The 16,663-nt window shown below is 43.0% G+C and carries 16 protein-coding genes; 10 read left to right on the forward strand and 6 right to left on the reverse strand.

Annotated elements, in window-relative coordinates:
- The first annotated feature begins 3 nt into the window (after positions 1 to 3).
- Entirely contained in the window at positions 4 to 1,911 is a 1,908-nt protein-coding gene (locus QEP06_RS09245) for a RecQ family ATP-dependent DNA helicase (protein ID WP_285269995.1), read from the forward strand.
- Between the two features lie 25 nt (positions 1,912 to 1,936).
- Complete coding sequence (fmt, locus tag QEP06_RS09250; protein ID WP_285269996.1) at positions 1,937 to 2,887, forward strand: methionyl-tRNA formyltransferase; 951 nt, start codon at positions 1,937 to 1,939, stop codon at positions 2,885 to 2,887.
- Here the strand turns inward: fmt and QEP06_RS09255 are convergent.
- Both QEP06_RS09255 and tsf read right to left on the reverse strand, forming a co-directional pair.
- The gene (locus QEP06_RS09255) at positions 2,884 to 4,944 is read right to left on the reverse strand and encodes a choice-of-anchor L domain-containing protein (protein ID WP_285269997.1); all 2,061 of its coding nucleotides are present in this window, start codon (positions 4,942 to 4,944) and stop codon (positions 2,884 to 2,886) included. The two genes, fmt and QEP06_RS09255, sit on opposite strands and share 4 nt — an antisense overlap.
- A 100-nt stretch (positions 4,945 to 5,044) precedes the next feature.
- A complete protein-coding gene (gene tsf, locus QEP06_RS09260) occupies positions 5,045 to 5,866 on the reverse strand; it encodes a translation elongation factor Ts (RefSeq protein ID WP_285269998.1) in 822 nt (273 codons plus the stop codon).
- Positions 5,867 to 6,006: 140 nt separating this feature from the next.
- On the opposite strand from tsf, the gene QEP06_RS09265 reads away from it, so the two are divergent.
- Positions 6,007 to 6,585 (forward strand): DUF6759 domain-containing protein, encoded by a 579-nt coding sequence (locus QEP06_RS09265; protein ID WP_251832150.1) that lies wholly within the window; start codon positions 6,007 to 6,009, stop codon positions 6,583 to 6,585.
- Between the two features lie 2 nt (positions 6,586 to 6,587).
- On the opposite strand, the gene QEP06_RS09270 is transcribed toward QEP06_RS09265, so the two are convergent.
- From QEP06_RS09270 to QEP06_RS09280, 3 genes are read right to left on the reverse strand one after another with little or no spacing between them, the layout of a single operon-like run.
- On the reverse strand, positions 6,588 to 7,283 hold the full coding sequence (locus tag QEP06_RS09270; RefSeq protein ID WP_285269999.1) for a tRNA1(Val) (adenine(37)-N6)-methyltransferase: 696 nt from the start codon (positions 7,281 to 7,283) through the stop codon (positions 6,588 to 6,590).
- Between the two features lie 10 nt (positions 7,284 to 7,293).
- A complete protein-coding gene (locus QEP06_RS09275; protein ID WP_285270000.1) occupies positions 7,294 to 8,748 on the reverse strand; it encodes a sensor histidine kinase in 1,455 nt (484 codons plus the stop codon).
- Positions 8,735 to 9,331, reverse strand: a complete 597-nt coding sequence (locus QEP06_RS09280) for a riboflavin synthase (protein ID WP_251832147.1) — start codon at positions 9,329 to 9,331, stop codon at positions 8,735 to 8,737. The genes QEP06_RS09275 and QEP06_RS09280 overlap by 14 nt, the downstream gene beginning before the upstream one ends.
- 104 nt (positions 9,332 to 9,435) lie before the next feature.
- Between QEP06_RS09280 and pdxA the strand changes: the two genes are divergently transcribed.
- The 7 genes from pdxA (at position 9,436) to QEP06_RS09315 (ending at position 15,674) form a co-directional block, all read left to right on the forward strand.
- Positions 9,436 to 10,527, forward strand: coding sequence for a 4-hydroxythreonine-4-phosphate dehydrogenase PdxA (gene pdxA, locus QEP06_RS09285; RefSeq protein ID WP_285270001.1), 1,092 nt, complete (start codon positions 9,436 to 9,438; stop codon positions 10,525 to 10,527).
- 86 nt (positions 10,528 to 10,613) lie between these two features.
- Positions 10,614 to 11,135, forward strand: a complete 522-nt coding sequence (locus tag QEP06_RS09290; RefSeq protein ID WP_251832145.1) for a YceD family protein — start codon at positions 10,614 to 10,616, stop codon at positions 11,133 to 11,135.
- 67 nt (positions 11,136 to 11,202) lie between these two features.
- Positions 11,203 to 11,406 (forward strand): 50S ribosomal protein L32, encoded by a 204-nt coding sequence (rpmF, locus tag QEP06_RS09295; protein ID WP_251832144.1) that lies wholly within the window; start codon positions 11,203 to 11,205, stop codon positions 11,404 to 11,406.
- Between the two features lie 125 nt (positions 11,407 to 11,531).
- Positions 11,532 to 12,017 (forward strand): acetyl-CoA carboxylase biotin carboxyl carrier protein, encoded by a 486-nt coding sequence (gene accB, locus QEP06_RS09300; protein WP_285270002.1) that lies wholly within the window; start codon positions 11,532 to 11,534, stop codon positions 12,015 to 12,017.
- 90 nt (positions 12,018 to 12,107) lie between these two features.
- Positions 12,108 to 13,463, forward strand: a complete 1,356-nt coding sequence (accC, locus tag QEP06_RS09305) for an acetyl-CoA carboxylase biotin carboxylase subunit (RefSeq protein ID WP_285270003.1) — start codon at positions 12,108 to 12,110, stop codon at positions 13,461 to 13,463.
- 186 nt (positions 13,464 to 13,649) lie between these two features.
- Positions 13,650 to 14,897 carry an ornithine--oxo-acid transaminase gene (gene rocD / locus QEP06_RS09310; RefSeq protein ID WP_285270004.1) on the forward strand — a complete coding sequence of 416 codons (1,248 nt, stop codon included), beginning with the start codon at positions 13,650 to 13,652 and terminating at the stop codon, positions 14,895 to 14,897.
- Positions 14,898 to 14,900: 3 nt separating this feature from the next.
- Positions 14,901 to 15,674: a glycosyltransferase family 2 protein gene (locus QEP06_RS09315; RefSeq protein WP_285270005.1), complete on the forward strand. Its 774-nt coding sequence runs from the start codon at positions 14,901 to 14,903 to the stop codon at positions 15,672 to 15,674.
- A 4-nt stretch (positions 15,675 to 15,678) separates the two neighbouring features.
- Here the strand turns inward: QEP06_RS09315 and QEP06_RS09320 are convergent, their stop codons facing one another.
- Positions 15,679 to 16,548 carry a hypothetical protein gene (locus QEP06_RS09320; protein WP_285270006.1) on the reverse strand — a complete coding sequence of 290 codons (870 nt, stop codon included), beginning with the start codon at positions 16,546 to 16,548 and terminating at the stop codon, positions 15,679 to 15,681.
- Between the last annotated feature and the right edge of the window lie 115 nt (positions 16,549 to 16,663).

Raw genomic sequence — 16,663 nt, forward strand, 5'->3', positions numbered from 1 at the left:
CGGATGATTTCTTCGCAGGATTTTCAGCACCTTAAGCGTCAGACACTCGAGCATTTCTGGGGTCATTCTGCTTTTCGTGATTTGCAGGAGGATGTCATAGATGCCGTGATCTCTGGCAAAGACGCGCTGGCATTACTGCCCACAGGTGGTGGAAAATCACTGTGCTACCAGTTGCCGGCAATTATTTCGGAAGGTACCTGCTTAGTTGTCTCACCATTGCTGGCCTTGATGAAAGACCAGGTCTACCAACTCAAAAACAAAGGCATTGAAGCTGAATATCTTTCTTCTGAACTTGATGATTTTGAAGCCGAATCTGTCTTCATCCGCTGCAAGGAAGGTCTAACAAAATTGCTGTATGTCTCGCCTGAGCGCTTACTCAACCGTGTTTTCCTGCAGCATCTGGAAGAAATTAAGCTTTCTTTTATCGCAGTAGATGAGGCGCACTGCATTTCGGAGTGGGGGCAGGATTTTCGTCCGAGTTACCAGAATATTAAAAATTTTCGGCAGGAATTTAAAAATATTCCGTGTCTTGCACTTACGGCTACGGCTACGCCCAAAGTGCTTTCAGAAATCCAACAAAAACTGGGATTGGGCGGTTCGCTCGTATTTAAGAAAAGTTTTCGCCGAACCAACATCAAGATAATCTCCGATAAAGTTTCAGACAAATACCAGCGCGTTCTGGATTTGCTTAAATATAACTCGCAATCGGGGATAATCTACGTACGAACCCGGAAAGAAAGCGAGGAACTTACGCAGTTTCTGCACCGGAATAACATACAGAATGTGGATTACTTCCATGCGGGTTTGCCGGTGAAAGACAAGAACAGCCGCCAGAAACGCTGGGTAATGGGAAACAATCAAGTCCTTATTGCTACCAATGCGTTTGGGATGGGTATTGATAAAGATAACGTGCGTTTTGTAATGCATTTTTCACCTCCGCAATCACTTGAAAATTATTATCAGGAAATCGGTAGGGCTGGCAGAGACGGAGAAGATTCCAGTGCTTTTATGCTTTGGAATGAACAGGAACTGGAGAATTTCGACCAGATTTTGCGTAATCAGACTCCATCTAAAAGCGAGTTTTCCCGCATACTTTCTTACCTGTACTCGGTTTTTCAGGTTACCGAAGGTGAGTTGCCAGAAACTGTATTTCAGCTGCACCTGCACCGCGTACAGAACTTTGCGAAGACAAGCGGTGCCAAGATTCGCAATGTGCTCAATTTTTTGCACAACCAAGAAGTGATTTTTCATAACGCAAACCGGTCGCTTTCCTCCCTTACGTTAAAAATTTCACCGGATGAACTCGATCTGTTGCCGAAAAAAGACGGTTATCTTATCGAGCTCTTGCTCAGAAACTGTGCAGGCCTCTCCACTCACCGGATTTTGTTCAGTGAGCTGTCTCTGTCACGAAAACTGGAGGTAGAACCGCACGTCTTAAAAGAAAGGATCCGTGATCTGATGCAGAAAAACTATGTGGAATATATTGACGGCGCGCTTTCGAGCATAAAATTTTTAAAGCCGCGCGATGAACGCGCAAACAACGGCAAGTATTGGCATCTTTTCGAGCAGATCCAGAAAAATAAACTGCAGAAATGGGAGGAGATGAAGTATTTTGTTCAGAACAGCGACTTCTGCAAAATGAAGATGATACTTTCCTATTTTGGTGAAAAGAACGTGCGGAACTGCGGCAGCTGCTCGGTGTGCGAAAAACAGCGCGAGGCTGTTTTCGGGCGCGATATCAGTCAGGATATCATTCAAATATTAAAATCAAAACCTTCCAGCGTAGAAGAAATCGCAATCCGGCTGAATTATTATTCAAAAGATAATATTTTAGAAAATCTGATTTATCTTTTAGATTCAGGTAAGGTGAAAATGCTGAATTTCCGCACGTACGCATACAGCGGCGATTAATTTAAAAATTTAAAGTAAGAATACTATGAAGTCACTGAAAGTTGTCTTTTTTGGCACTCCCGAATTTGCGAAAGAATCATTAAGCGCCATCCATCAGTCTGTGCATGACGTTGTGGGCGTGGTTACTGTAGCGGATAAAGCGAGCGGCCGCGGCCAGAAGATTCAGCAGTCGCCGGTAAAAACGTATGCTGTGGAGAACGGTTTACCGGTTTTTCAGCCTGAAAAACTCCGCAATCCTGAGTTTCTGGAACAAATGCGCGCACTGAATGCCGATGTGTTCGTGGTGGTGGCTTTCCGAATGATGCCTAAAATCCTTTTTGAAATGCCGCGCCTCGGTACTTTCAATCTCCACGCTTCCCTGCTTCCTGATTACCGTGGGGCCGCACCGATAAATTACGCGATTATCAACGGTGAAAAGAAAACCGGTGCCACGACATTTTTTATCAATGAAAAAATCGACGAAGGAAATATCCTTTTGCAGGATGAAGTACGAATCTCAGCTGAAGACGATGCCGGCAGCCTGCATGACAAGTTGATGGACCTCGGGGCAAAGCTGGTCGTAGAAACGCTGGATGGGCTGGCGAACCATTCGCTTATGGAAAAACCGCAGCCGGAAGCCGAGTTTCAGAAAAATGCTTTTAAAATTTTTAAAGAAGATACGCGCATTAATTGGAATCAGACATCAGAATCAATTTACAATTTCGTGCGCGGAATGTCGCCGTATCCTTCTTCCTTCACCAGTATCAGGATCGGTGACGAACTGAAAACATTAAAAATTTATAAAGGCATTTACGAAAAACAGGCGCATTCTCTAAAGCCTGGAACTTTGGAAATCAGCAAAAGTGGGTTTAAAATATACACGCTCGACGGTTTTTATCTGCCGCAGGAGATTCAGCTCGAAGGAAAAAAAAGGATGAATCTGAAAGATTTTTTAAACGGTTTCCGGCATTTCGAACATATTTCGCCCGCGGACTAGTTTCTGTTTTTAAGCAAAACCCAACCGGTAAATGTAGCCGACGTGGTGCTTACAGGCTCTGTCCAGGTCAAAACATACCAGTAGGTACCTGTGGGCAGGGCGCGACCATCCAATTTTCCGTCCCACAAGTAATTATCATTTGCGGACTGAAAAACTCTGGTTCCGTTGCGCGAAAATATCATGATGGAGACGTATTCTTTGATTTTTAGATCAGAATAATCCAACACATCATTGATGCCGTCGCCGTTTGGCGTGATTACGTTAATGAGATTCAGGATTAAAAACGGCTTCTGGCCAACTCCGCAGTTTAACGCATCTTTCACATAGGCGGTATGTGGCCCTCGCGGCACATTTGTAAATATGTTCGACGCCTGAAAGTTCACGCCATCTATCGAATACAGAAAAGGTTGTACGCCGCCCGAAACATGGATCGTGATCTGGCTGCCCGCGACATCCACGTGCGAAATTACAGGCAATGAACTCTCTGAAACTGTAACCTGCTGTATCAGTTTGCATCCGTTTTGCGAGGTAAGTTCCACCGAGTATTCGCCCGCCCCAACTGAGTTAATGGAACTTACCGTGGCACCTTCTGCGATTGTGGAGCCGTCTTTTCGCAACCATTTATAATACTTAAACCCGCTTCCCGCATCAAGCGTGGTCGTAGCGCCCGGGCAGACGGTCTTATCACTTAGAATTGCAGATTTCTTTGGTGTAAGAAACTGTATCGAACCATTTACTTCTGTACATGTACCGCTTTTGATGGTATAATAAACCACGGTGTCCTGCGTGTAGCTCCATTGGTTAGGTAAAGCCACCTGATGCGCTGCATCCTGGAAATACTGTACCTGAAAATAAGGCTGGTAATTGGTAATGTATTCGGAATTAAGTTGCTGCAATGAAACCGCGATAGGCTCGCCATTCTTGTAGTTGCAATAACTTTTTGAAATGGTTAAAGGGATTTCGGCAAATTCGACGGTGCGCGAGCCTTTTAGCAGGCAGCCGCTCAATTCGATTTCCACCGAATATTTTCCGTTATTGATCTTATCGCCAACAATTGTAATTGTAGCAGCATTTTCGCCCGCCAGCAAACTTCCGTCTTTGTACCATTGGTATGAAACTGCCGACGCTGTAGTGGCATCAAGCGTGATGTCAGTTCCTTCACACAGCGCGGTGTTGTCAGCAAACAGCAAATCAGGTCCTAAATCTTTCTTACCGGTAAAACTGCCCGCTTTCAGAAAAACAGCGGAGTCAAACCGGCCGGTTCGGTCGCCGCCAAATAGACGGTCAGCCACTACGAGTTTGATGTGATAAGTTTCGCCGGGTACCACATCTGCCGCGGCGGTTAAAACTTTAGTTTCGCCATTGAATGCTGTGGGACTGTCTAAATGTGAACGGTACGGATCGTTATTGAAGGTGCCAAAATACTGAACATTACTTTGGCAGCCCTGTGCGGCGTTGATGGTTTGGCTTGTGACAGGTTGTGTGGTGCCGGGAATCAAAGCGATGTTTTTGTAAGGATCACTGGTGCCGGCTTTTTTTATTAGAAAGACGAATGCATCCGGATAGTCGCAGTTTGTGTCATAATATTCTTCTGACAAAAACATGTATTCGAAACTGATACCTGTGGTGTTACTCGGTGTAAAATCAAATTCCAGCACTGAGGAATTAAGATAATAGCTTACATCCACGCCCAAAGCTTCGGCAAGATCCGGGTCGCCGGGCCAGTTTGTATCTGTATCATCTAGAACGTTGCTCGTAGGTCTGGAACTGTTCGGTCCGGGCACTTTGAAGAGATCACCGGTGCTCAGAATGATTCCTTTATCTATATCAAACGGCAATGTTCCTTTTTCAAAGTATCCATAGCTCGTTGTGCTGCTGCCGAAATCCTGCCAGCCTGTGGCCGAAACATTAGACACGCTGATGCAGCTTGCGCTTTGGCTGCCGATCAAAACATCACGTACCAGTTGGTCTGGGGTTTTAGCGCTTACCGAAATATATTGCTGTGCGCTCAGGGCTGCGAATAAAAGCAGAAACCAAAAGCTCAGTATCTTTTTCAAACAGATAGAATTGTGGGTTGCAAAAGTACTGCTTTTTGTATAAAAAAAGTCTCTCCCGCGCAGCGGAAGAGACTGATATATGTCCGTTAAATTTTAGAATTTAAGCAAGGCTCACTCTGATGAAACCTACCACTTTCAGATCATCATTTACAGATTTCACGTACTCAGCAACAGAAAGTCCGCTGTCTTTGATGAAAGACTGGTGAACAAGGGTGTTGTCTTTGTAGAAACGCTGCATTTTTCCTTTAAGGATGTTATCAATGATGTTTGCAGGCTTACCTTCTTTTGTAAGGATTTCTCTTTCGATATCCAATTCTCTGTCGATAGTTTCCTGAGAAACCATAGTTTCGTCAAGTGCGATAGGGTTCATCGCCGCAACTTGCATTGAAACTGCTTTTGCAGCATCACCAGCACCGTCTACATCTGCAGAAAGAGACGTGATAGCCGCGATTTTGTTACCCGCGTGGATGTATGCACCAAGGAAAGGACCTTCGATAGATTCGAAAGTTCCTACTTCAATTTTCTCACCGATAACACCTGTCTGCTCGATCAGTTTTTCTGCAACTGTAGAACCACCGAATTCTGTAGCCAAAAATTCATCTTTGGTTTTCCCGACAGCAAGTTCTGCCAATTCATGAGCTAATTTCACGAAATCGTCATTTTTCGCAACAAAGTCAGTTTCGCAATTTAAAGCGATGATGGTTCCTTTGGTACGGTCTGCATTTACTTTCGCAATTACAGCACCTTCTGTAGATTCTCTGTCAGCTCTGTTTGCAGCCACTTTCTGGCCTTTTTTTCTTAAAACTTCGATTGCTTTATCGAAATCGCCTTCAGCTTCTACCAAAGCTTTTTTGCAGTCCATCATTCCTGCGCCTGTAATGTTTCTCAATTTAGCTACGTCTGCAGCACCTGGTGTATACATAAGTTTAGATTTTTATATTTAAAAAATTCCTATTTTTAGCTTAGTTTTTAAGCGATGCAAAGATAATAAATTCCGCATAAACTAAAAAGAAGATTTCTGCGTTATAGCTTAAATTTAAACACCTAAAAATCACAACTTTAATGGCTAAATACCTCTATTTTATATTTTTTCTGGCCTCGGTTTTCGTGAGCGGACAGTCTAAATATACCGCGGCACAGGTGGAGAAGAGCTCTGACCCGCAGGTGATTGCAAATTTCGTTAAATTCAACCCAAACCATCCGAAAACACCTGAGTTTAAACGTAAGCTGCTCGCGGTAATAAATAACGACAAGCCCAAAGCGGCCCAAGCGGCAGTTGCTAAACCAAGCGTAAAACCGATCAGCACTGCGAAACTGAAAACCGCGATAAAGAAGGATGTGGCGAAAGACGGCTCGAACGACAAAAACAAGAAAACTGCCGAGTTGCTCACGCATCTTTTTAATAACGACCCGAACAGCAAGAATGCTTATGTGCAGATTGTAAACAGGTCTAAATGTAACCTGATCGTGAAAATCAGCGGAAAGAAATTCTATAACCTGGATGTTCCGGCTAAAAACCAAAACTACATATTGGTTGACAAAGGCAATTATACGCTCACCACTTCGGTTTGTGACGCAAAATATTCTTCGGTAAAAAACATCAATAAAGATATTGTAGTGACGCTGAATGCGCCCAAATAGCCTCAGCCAAAGACGTGAAAATCTGCTGTTGCCTTTAAATATTGGTCCGAATAGACGCGTGGCGCTTTCTCGATTACAAAAGTTTCTTCTTTTAGCAACTCGCTTCCGGTTTTCGAGAATTCGAGGATTGCGCGCTTTGCGGGTGCATTTTCAATACCAAAAATCTGGACTTTTCTTAGTAAAAACAATCCTTTTCGTTCAGCAATTACACTGAATTCTTCCACAGCTGACCATGGGATGATGACGCTCAGTCGTCCAGTTTCCAGCAACAGCGACGTGCTTTTCGAAATCAAATCATCGAATGTAAGTTCCTGCTGTTGCCGCGCTACCACGTCTTTTGAAGAACTGTTTAGTTCAAAAAATGGTGGATTGGAAATGATAAGGTCGAATTTTTGATCGGATGTGAAAGTTTTGAAGTCCTGTCTACGCGCAGAAAGTCTCGCAACAAACGGTGAAGCGGCAAAATTTTCTTGCGCGAGGTCAGCTGCCAGTTCGTTAAAATCAATTGTAGTAATTTCAGATTCCTTATTTCGCTGTGCAGTCATCAGCGAAATAAGTCCGGTTCCGGTGCCTACTTCGAGAATGTTTCGGGCGCTTTCCACGCTTGCCAGTGCGCCAAGCAGTACGCCATCGGTTCCTACTCGAAAGACTTCGGGACGCTGGTTTATTGTGAATTTTTGGAATTGGAATGGTTTCACACGGGCAAAATCAAATATTTGTAGGCATGTAAATGGTGAAGGTGCTGCCTTTTCCAACCTCGGATTTCACTGAGATTTCGCCCTGGTATTCTTCCACCATTTTTCTTACCATCGTAAGTCCAAGGCCTGTTCCGCCACTTTTGCTGGTGAAATTGGGCTCGAAAATCCTGTCGTAAAGTTCTTCCGCGATCCCTCCTCCGTTATCTTCCACACTGATGATGATCCTTTTTTGGCGTTGCTCCACATCTACATTGATGATACTTTCATTGCCTTCTACACGCGCCTGCCGCGCATTTGCAACTAAATTGGTAATGATTCTTGAGAGGTAAATCTTATCCATCGCGACCATGATTTCCGGCTTGTTACTGTGAAAATAGATGCTTTGGTCACTGAATACGTTAAGAATAATCTTGATTTCTTTATTAATGTCGAAAACCTCGTTGTTTTTTTCGGGCAATTGGGCGAACTGCGAGAACGCGTTGGCTACTTTCGCTACCAGATCAATCTGGTCAACCAGGGTGTTGCTTAATGCTTTTACCTTTTCGTGTACATCCGGATCCTGCGGATTGAACTTACGTTCGAAGTTCTGAATCGTAAGTTTCATCGGTGTCAAGGGATTTTTCACTTCGTGCGCGACCTGTTTGGCCATTTCCCGCCAAGCTTCCTCTTTTTCTCTGAAACTGAGCCTTTCTTTCTGCTCTTTTATCTGCAAGATCATCTTATTGTAGGCTTTCACCAGCTGATTCAGCTCATCATTCTGGTAATACCGGATAGGTTGTGGATCATCTTCGAACAGCGTGATGCGGTTGATCATTTCCGAAAATTTGGTCACCGCGTTTGTGAGGTTTTTTGAAATAATCCAACTCAGCCAAACTGCTATTAAAATAATTAACAGATTGACAATCAGAATGTAATTCAGATATTTATTAAAAACACTAAAGTACGCGCTGTCATTATGATAATATGGGAAAAAGACGATGCCGATGGGTTGTAGCATGTTGTTTTTCAAAACCGTGTAAGATGAGGTGACGTTTGCGTCAATGGTCTGGTCGTAGGTATGCACATCAACGCGGCCGTCTTTCTGCAAGAGTTCATTCACCAAAGGAATTGAAAGCCTTTTCTCGGCAATGAGGTTGATGTCTTTATTTGAAATCAGGAAGTTGCCCGTCAAATCGTAAATGATGATATCCTGGTTGTTGATGTCGGCAATTTCAAAAATATCATTTGCCAAAACGGTGGGCAGATCCTGCGCTGAAACCTGCACATGGCTCACGGCATAATCCAGCGCGGACATCAGCGCTTCCGATTTTTTCTGAAGGTCTGTACGACTTTGTTCGGTAGCATTTTTTCTTAAAATAAAAAAGGATACAATGGATGAACTTACAATGCTAAGCAAGCAGATAATCAGGAAACCCCAAAAAACTTTTTTGCGTAAACTGTAACCTTTGTATTTAGAGAATGGCATTATTTTTCAGCAGTTTCGTTACATACTTCCCGATGATGTCGAATTCCAGATTTACAATTTCACCCACTTTCACATTTTTCATGTTCGTAAATTCCCATGTATAAGGAATTATGGCTACTGAAAATTCGCCGGCGTTGCTTGAGGCTACAGTAAGGCTGATGCCATTTACGGTAATTGAACCCTGTGCAACTGTGGTATATACGCCTGTTTCGCTGAATTTTATGGTAATGAGATAACTTCCGTTCTGGTCTTCGATGTTTAGCACGGTGCCTGTTTGGTCTACATGTCCCTGCACAAGGTGCCCGTCGAGTCTTCCATCCATCTTCAAACAGCGTTCCAAATTGACTTCGGTGCCTTCTTTCCATTTGCCCAGATTGGTTTTCTCCAAAGTTTCGGCAATCGCTGACACGCGGTAGCTTTCACCGGAGATTTCTGTAACCGTAAGGCAACAGCCGTTATGCGCCAGACTTTGATCTATTTTTAATTCGGAGGTAAAAGGGCAGGTAAGGGTAAAATCAATATTATCGCCGCGGCGCTCCATTTTTTGCACTGTGCCCGTGGCTTCTATAATTCCGGTAAACATAGATTAAATTTTAGGTAGAAGTTATATCTGCTTAATTTCACATTCGGTAAAATCTATTTTCCTAAATTTGTGAAATTCTAATATTTTTCCAAAGATAATTAAAAATGAGTTCCAGAAGCCAGAAAGTGAGAGTAGGTATTTCTATTGGTGATTTCAATGGAATCGGCCCGGAGATCATCATGAAATCACTGAAAGACAAAAGCGTCACCGATTTTTTCACACCTGTCATTTTCGGTTCGGGCAAACTCTTCACTTATCAGAAAAATTTTTTTAAACTTCAGCTCAATTTTCATTACGTCCCGGATGCATCACAAGCGCAGGCTGATAAGATTAATATGGTGAATCTGTCTAAAGACAACGTGACGGTGGAACTGGGCAAGCCTTCGGAGGAATCTACCCGAATGGCCATAGAATCCCTGGAAGCGGCTACCGAAGCACTGATGAAAGGTGACATCGATGTTTTGGTGACAGCCCCAATCAACAAAGATGAAATGATGAAATACGGTTTTCAGCATGCTGGTCATACCGGTTTCTTTGAGGAAAAATTCCAGCGAAAAGGTCTTATGTTCCTGGTGACCGAAGATCTGAAAGTCGCAGTTTCTACACATCATATTCCCCTTTCAAAAGTTTCAGAAAACATTTCAAAAGAAAAAATTAAAAAGCAAATCAAGATTCTAAATCAGTGCCTGATTGAAGATTTCCAGGTTCGGTTGCCGAAGATTGCTGTTCTGGGACTCAACCCGCATGCAGGCGATGGAGGCGTAATCGGTAGCGAAGAGATTGATGTCATCACCCCTGCAATCAGGGAAGTGTATGATAACGGAATTTTAGCATTCGGGCCTTATCCGGCAGACAGCTTTTTTCAGCCACAAAAGTACGGAGCGTTCGATGCGGTGTTAGCGATGTATCACGATCAGGGTCTGGCACCATTTAAGACGCTGGCTTATGAAGACGGTGTAAATTACACCGCAGGTTTACCTTTTATCCGCACGTCACCGGATCATGGTGTAGCCTACGATATTGCGGGGCAGAACCTGGCGGATGAGCGCAGTTTTATGGAAGCAATTTTCACTGCGCTGAAGATTTTCCGCAATCGTGAAGAATATAATGACCTGATGACTAACAGGCTGCGCCCGAAGCGTTCTGCTGTAAACAACGGTGTAGACGAGGATTTGCCGCAGGAGGATCATGCATAGCTTTGGCCGGAAACTGCTGAGGGTATTTTGTTTTTAATAATTATTTGTAATATTAAAAAAAATGCATATTTTTGCACACTCATTTTATGGACAGGCTAAGAAACTACGACATCGTGTTTTCGGGACAGAAAAACGGTCGGCACCAATTCCAGTTTGAGATAGATAAATCGTTCTTTCAACTTTTCGATACTGAACAGGAATTTTCAGAACCAAAAATTGTGGTGGATGTCTTAATGGACAAGCATACTACGTTTTTGGAAATGAACATTAAAACAAAAGGTACGGTAGCGCTCATTTGTGATATCACTACAGATGAATTTACTTACCCGGTAGAAAACGAATTAAATGTCCTGGTGAAATTCGGGGAAGAATATGATGACAGCGAGGAAGATGTAATAACGATTCCCGCGTCAGATCATGCCTTCAATGCCGCGCAGCTCATATATGAAAGTGTAGTGCTGGCGATTCCGATGAAGAAAATCTCACCGGATGTGTCCGAGGAAGATCTGCAGATCGTAGAAAGGTTCAGTCCGAAAGTAGAAGAGAAGGAAGAAGAAGTGGTAGACCCGCGATGGGCAGCCCTTAAGAAATTAAAAGATAAAAATTAAAAATAGTTTATTATGATGAGCTTGAGCAATCAAATCCTCATCGCTCATCAAACAAAATTATAAGAAAATGGCACATCCAAAGAGAAGACAATCGTCCACAAGAAGAGATAAGCGCAGAACTCACTACAAAGCAGTAGTTCCCCAGCTTGCAAAAGATGCCGCTTCCGGCGAAATTCACCTGTACCACCGTGCACACTGGCATGAAGGTAAACTTTACTACAGAGGTAAAGTAGTAATGGAAAAAGAAGTAGAAACCACAGAAGAAAACTAGAAGAGTAATTCTATAATTTCTTTATTTTTATACAAAAACCACTCATTTTTATTCAAATTGAGTGGTTTTTTGTTCATTTTTAATCATTTTTAGTATCTTTGGCATAACAATCAAACTCCAAAATCATGGACATAAAAGACATCCAAAACCTTATTAAATTCGTTTCAAGAGCAGAAGTTTCTGAAGTAAAATACAAAACCAAAGATTTTGAAATTACCATCAAAACCCCACTTGGCGGGAATGAGATGAGTTATATGCCACAACCTGCCGTATATCATACCGCGCCACAGGCTCCAGGTCACGCGCCTCACGCACCGGCTGCCGCTGCTGCACCTTCACAACCGGCGGACAATGCATCAGACGAGGGCAATTTTGTGACGATCAAATCTCCGATGATTGGTACTTTCTACAGAAAACCTTCACCAGACAAAGACGTTTTCGTCAACGTGGGCGATGAAGTTTCTGCTGGCAAAGTGGTTTGCGTTATTGAAGCGATGAAATTATTTAACCAGATTGAGTCTGAAATTTCAGGTAAGATTGTTAAAATTTTGGTTGATGATGCCACTCCGGTTGAATATGACCAGCCATTATTCCTGGTAGATCCATCTTAAGAAATTTTAAATTAGAGATTATAGATTTTAGATGAAGCTCATCTAATAAAATTTAAAATTCAAAATTCAAAATTTAAAATTTCAAGTACGATGTTCAAAAAAATATTGATTGCAAACAGAGGCGAAATCGCCATGCGCATCCTGCGGACGTGCAAGGAAATGGGCATAAAGACGGTTGCCGTATATTCCACCGCTGACAAAGACAGCCTGCATGTGCGTTTTGCGGATGAAGCGGTTTGCATCGGGCCACCGATGAGTAAGGATTCATACTTAAAGATCTCTAATATCATCGCGGCAGCCGAAATTACAAATGCTGATGCGATACATCCGGGTTACGGTTTCCTGTCGGAAAATTCTAATTTTTCCAGAATTTGCCAGGAAAACGGAATTAAATTTATTGGCGCCACACCCGACCAGATCGACCGTATGGGCGATAAAGCCAACGCGAAAGCCACAATGAAGGAAGCCGGAGTACCATGTGTTCCGGGTTCAGAAGGTTTGATTGATTCTTATGAAACCGCTGCAAAACTTGCTGAAGAAATGGGTTACCCCGTGATGATCAAAGCAACTGCCGGTGGTGGCGGTAAAGGTATGCGTGCCGTTTGGAAAGCCGAAGACCTGCATGAACATTGGGATTCTGCAGTACAGGAAGCTACTGCCGCCTTTGGAAACGGAGGTATGTACATGGAGAAACTCATCGTGGAACCACGTCATATCGAGATTCAGATTGCAGGTGACCAATATGGCAAAGCATGTCATCTTTCAGAAAGAGACTGTTCCGTACAGAGAAGAAACCAGAAGCTGACGGAAGAAACACCGTCGCCGTTTATGACGGATGAACTTCGTGAAAAGATGGGTGCAGCAGCCGTGAAAGCCGCTGAATACATTAAATATGAAGGCGTGGGAACCATTGAATTTCTGGTTGATAAAGACCGAAACTTCTATTTCATGGAAATGAACACTCGGATCCAGGTAGAACATCCAATTACAGAGCAGGTTGTAGATTATGACCTGATTCGTGAGCAAATCTTACTTGCGTCCGGAAGCCCGATTTCCGGAAAGAACTACTACCCAAAACTGCATTCCATAGAATGTAGAATCAACGCAGAGGATCCTTACAATGATTTCCGTCCGTCCCCGGGTAAAATTACAGGACTGAACATTCCCGGAGGTCACGGAATCCGTGTAGATACGCATGTATATTCGGGTTATTCTATTCCGTCAAACTATGATTCAATGATCGCCAAACTTATCACCACCGCCCAGACGCGCGAAGAAGCCATTGCGAAAATGCGCCGCGCACTGGAGGAATTCTATATTGAAGGCGTGAAAACTACCATTCCGTTCCACCGTCAATTGATGGAAGACGAAGATTATCTGGCAGGAAACTACACCACCAAATTCATGGAGGATTTCAAAATGGACAAACGCTTCGAGAATAACTAAAAGCTTTTCCTTTAAATAGCTAAAAACACCAGCGTATCTACGCTGGTGTTTTTTTATCTAATTATCAATACGCTGCGTTTGCCGCATCCATCAAAAATTGAGTATTTTTGTAAGGATCATTGAGTCTTCAATGATTAAAAAATTGCGCTAAAAAAAGCCGCACTTCAACCAAAATTTTAAAGAATAATGAACTCTACACAAAACTCCTCAAGTTATTATATCGATTTAGAAGACAAACACGGCGCACATAATTATCATCCGCTTCCGGTGGTTCTGGATCGAGGCGAAGGTGTTTTTGTGTGGGATGTTGAAGGTAAAAGATATTATGATTTTCTGTCGGCTTATTCGGCGGTGAACCAGGGGCATTCACATCCAAAAATCGTGAAAGCACTTACAGACCAGGCGCAGACCTTGGCTTTGACATCCAGAGCATTTCACAATTCCAAACTGGGCGAGTACGAATGGAAGATCACGTCACTTTTCGGCTTCGATAAGGTTCTGCCGATGAATTCCGGTGCGGAAGCTGTGGAAACCGCCGTTAAACTTGCGCGCAAATGGAGCTACGAAGTGAAAGGCATCAGTGAAAACTCAGCAAAAATCATTGTCTGCGAAAACAATTTCCACGGGCGTACCACCACGATTGTGTCATTTTCAAATGATCCGGATGCCAGCCGAAATTACGGTCCCTTTACACCCGGTTTCGTCAAAATTCCCTACAATGATCTGGCCGCACTCGAAGATGTTTTGAAAGAGGATGTGCAGAACATCGCTGCATTTTTAGTGGAACCTATCCAGGGCGAGGCCGGTGTGTATGTTCCGGACGAAGGGTTTTTGAAGCAGGCTTCAGCGTTGTGTAAACAGCACAACGTACTTTTTATCGCAGATGAGGTGCAGACCGGTATCGCCCGCACCGGGAGACTGATCGCGTGTCATCACGAGGACGTTCAGCCCGATATTCTGGTCTTGGGAAAAGCTTTGTCTGGCGGTATGTATCCCGTTTCGGCGGTGTTGGCCAATAACGAGATCATGAACGTGATTCAGCCGGGACAACACGGATCAACATTCGGAGGAAATCCACTCGCGTGCGCTGTTGCGATAGCCGCGTTGGATGTTGTAGCGGAAGAAAATCTGTCTGAACGAGCAGAAAATTTGGGACAGCTTTTCCGTGCTGAAATTCAAAAATTAATTGAGAAAACCGATTTGATCAGTGGAGTTCGGGGAAAAGGTTTGCTAAATGCAATTCTAATAAATGACACACCCGAAAGCAAAACCGCATGGAACCTTTGTCTGAAACTGAAAGAAAACGGTCTTCTGGCGAAACCTACGCACGGAAACATCATCCGTTTGGCACCGCCGTTGGTAATCACTGAGGAGCAGATTTTGGATTGTGTTGAAATCATTTCAAAGACGATATTAGCATTTAACAAAGCTTAAATCTTGACGCCTACGGAAAAAATAAGCGGGTTAATTATCACGTATAACGAAGAAAAAAACATTCAGGAAGTTCTTGAATGTTTTGATTTTTGCGACGAAATCATCGTGGTAGATTCTTTCAGTACAGACAAAACGGTGGAGATTGCCTCAAAACATCCAAAAGTAAAAGTCATTCAGCATGTTTTTGAAGATTTCACCAAACAGCGAAATCTTGCGCTGCAGGCTTCCGCAAATGACTGGGTACTGTTCTTGGACGGTGATGAACGTATCACTGCTGAACTGCGAGCTGAAATCATTAACGTTATCAATTCAGCCACCAAAAATGACGCGTACTATATGTACAGAAGCTTTTTTGTGGGACGGAAAAAAATCAGGTTTTCAGGCACGCAGAATGATAAGAATTTCAGGCTTTTCCGCAAGAGCAAAGCGCATTATGTGGGACACAAAAGAGTGCATGAAACACTAGATGTGCAGGGAAGTACAGGTATTTTAAAGCACAAACTTCTGCATTATTCCTTTGAGGATTTTGAGCAGTTCAAATCTAAAATGTTGTCTTACGGCTCACTGAAAGGATCGGAATTGGCAGAAAAAGGGCAGCGATATTCAGTACTGACGCATTTCGGGAAGGTTGTATTCAAATTCGTTAAGACATATTTCCTGAAATTGGGTGTTCTGGATGGTGTAAACGGTTTGAAAATCAGTTACTTGCAAAGTCTTTACGTGCATGAAACTTTCCGCATATTAAAAATAAGGTCTGAAGTGTCTCTTAAGCGCTGATATTTTATTTCCGGATATAAACTGGCTTCAAATCTCCGTAAAAACTGTCTACAAACTTAGTCAGTTTACGTTGGGTGCTCGATTCCCGAACGCGGATGGGGGTTTTTGTCAAATCCATTTCCTTTACTTCTTCGATGATTTTTTCGAAAGAATAGTTTTTCATGAACGCGACTTTAAGGAAGTTGCTGATGAGGGTATTCCATTGGTTTTTGTTTCCCCAATAATGTCCCACAACGTGGTCTGCCGGTTTAAGACTGGAGTACGCGTTTAGTCCCAATGAAAACGCGAACTGCTCAATCAGCCTGCGCGTGACACCGTCTGCGCACATCGCATCACTGATATCTAAAGTAAGTTTGAGGCAGGCAAAGTTTTTATGTGAAATAGCGATCAGGCCTGCGTTCCACATCACTGAGTTTTCGTCAATTTTAATCCCCGAATATGTTTTTCCCTGCATCTGCTGCCACATTTTACGTTCGGTTTTTGATTTTAACTTGGCCAGTTTACCTTCTTCGAGATGCATGAAGTTTTGGCCACTTTCCAGTTTAGCGCGCAACTCATCGGCATTTTCATGAAAAAAAGTGTCACCATCAAGGTAAAGTAGGTCTTCATCCGGATACTTTTCCGCTACATGTTCAAGCGCTTTAATTTTCACCCGCCAAAAGAATTTGTGTTCGCCTTCCCATTCGGTGATTTTTTTACGGTCAATCGGGATAATCTCAATTCTTTTTCCAATCGAATTAAACAAATCCGGATTTTCCGCAATTACCAAGATGCGGTCATCACTCGATTTACGCGCCATCGCGGTGTAAATGGAGAAATAAACCTGCTGGTAATGATCTATTTTATCGCCGAAAACCAGATAAACAATATTCATTGATTCTTTTCTTTAAATTAAAAATGGAGGGTCATGCGCAAATGCCATCCAAAAGTAGTGTAAAAGCGCGGTTATCTAAAATTTGTGCGCCTTATTATTTTCCTTTAAATTGCAT

Origin of the sequence: Kaistella rhinocerotis (assembly GCF_030243905.1) — a bacterium.
GTDB lineage: Bacteria > Bacteroidota > Bacteroidia > Flavobacteriales > Weeksellaceae > Kaistella > Kaistella rhinocerotis.

What these genes read in the sequence shown, in the direction of transcription:
- QEP06_RS09245 (WP_285269995.1), top strand. Translation starts at nt 4, where the DNA reads ATGATTTCTTCGCAGGATTTTCAGCACCTTAAGCGTCAGACACTCGAG.
- fmt (WP_285269996.1), top strand. Translation starts at nt 1,937, where the DNA reads ATGAAGTCACTGAAAGTTGTCTTTTTTGGCACTCCCGAATTTGCGAAA.
- tsf (WP_285269998.1), bottom strand. Translation starts at nt 5,866, where the DNA reads ATGTATACACCAGGTGCTGCAGACGTAGCTAAATTGAGAAACATTACA.
- QEP06_RS09265 (WP_251832150.1), top strand. Translation starts at nt 6,007, where the DNA reads ATGGCTAAATACCTCTATTTTATATTTTTTCTGGCCTCGGTTTTCGTG.
- QEP06_RS09275 (WP_285270000.1), bottom strand. Translation starts at nt 8,748, where the DNA reads ATGCCATTCTCTAAATACAAAGGTTACAGTTTACGCAAAAAAGTTTTT.
- QEP06_RS09280 (WP_251832147.1), bottom strand. Translation starts at nt 9,331, where the DNA reads ATGTTTACCGGAATTATAGAAGCCACGGGCACAGTGCAAAAAATGGAG.
- pdxA (WP_285270001.1), top strand. Translation starts at nt 9,436, where the DNA reads ATGAGTTCCAGAAGCCAGAAAGTGAGAGTAGGTATTTCTATTGGTGAT.
- QEP06_RS09290 (WP_251832145.1), top strand. Translation starts at nt 10,614, where the DNA reads ATGGACAGGCTAAGAAACTACGACATCGTGTTTTCGGGACAGAAAAAC.
- rpmF (WP_251832144.1), top strand. Translation starts at nt 11,203, where the DNA reads ATGGCACATCCAAAGAGAAGACAATCGTCCACAAGAAGAGATAAGCGC.
- accB (WP_285270002.1), top strand. Translation starts at nt 11,532, where the DNA reads ATGGACATAAAAGACATCCAAAACCTTATTAAATTCGTTTCAAGAGCA.
- accC (WP_285270003.1), top strand. Translation starts at nt 12,108, where the DNA reads ATGTTCAAAAAAATATTGATTGCAAACAGAGGCGAAATCGCCATGCGC.
- rocD (WP_285270004.1), top strand. Translation starts at nt 13,650, where the DNA reads ATGAACTCTACACAAAACTCCTCAAGTTATTATATCGATTTAGAAGAC.
- QEP06_RS09320 (WP_285270006.1), bottom strand. Translation starts at nt 16,548, where the DNA reads ATGAATATTGTTTATCTGGTTTTCGGCGATAAAATAGATCATTACCAG.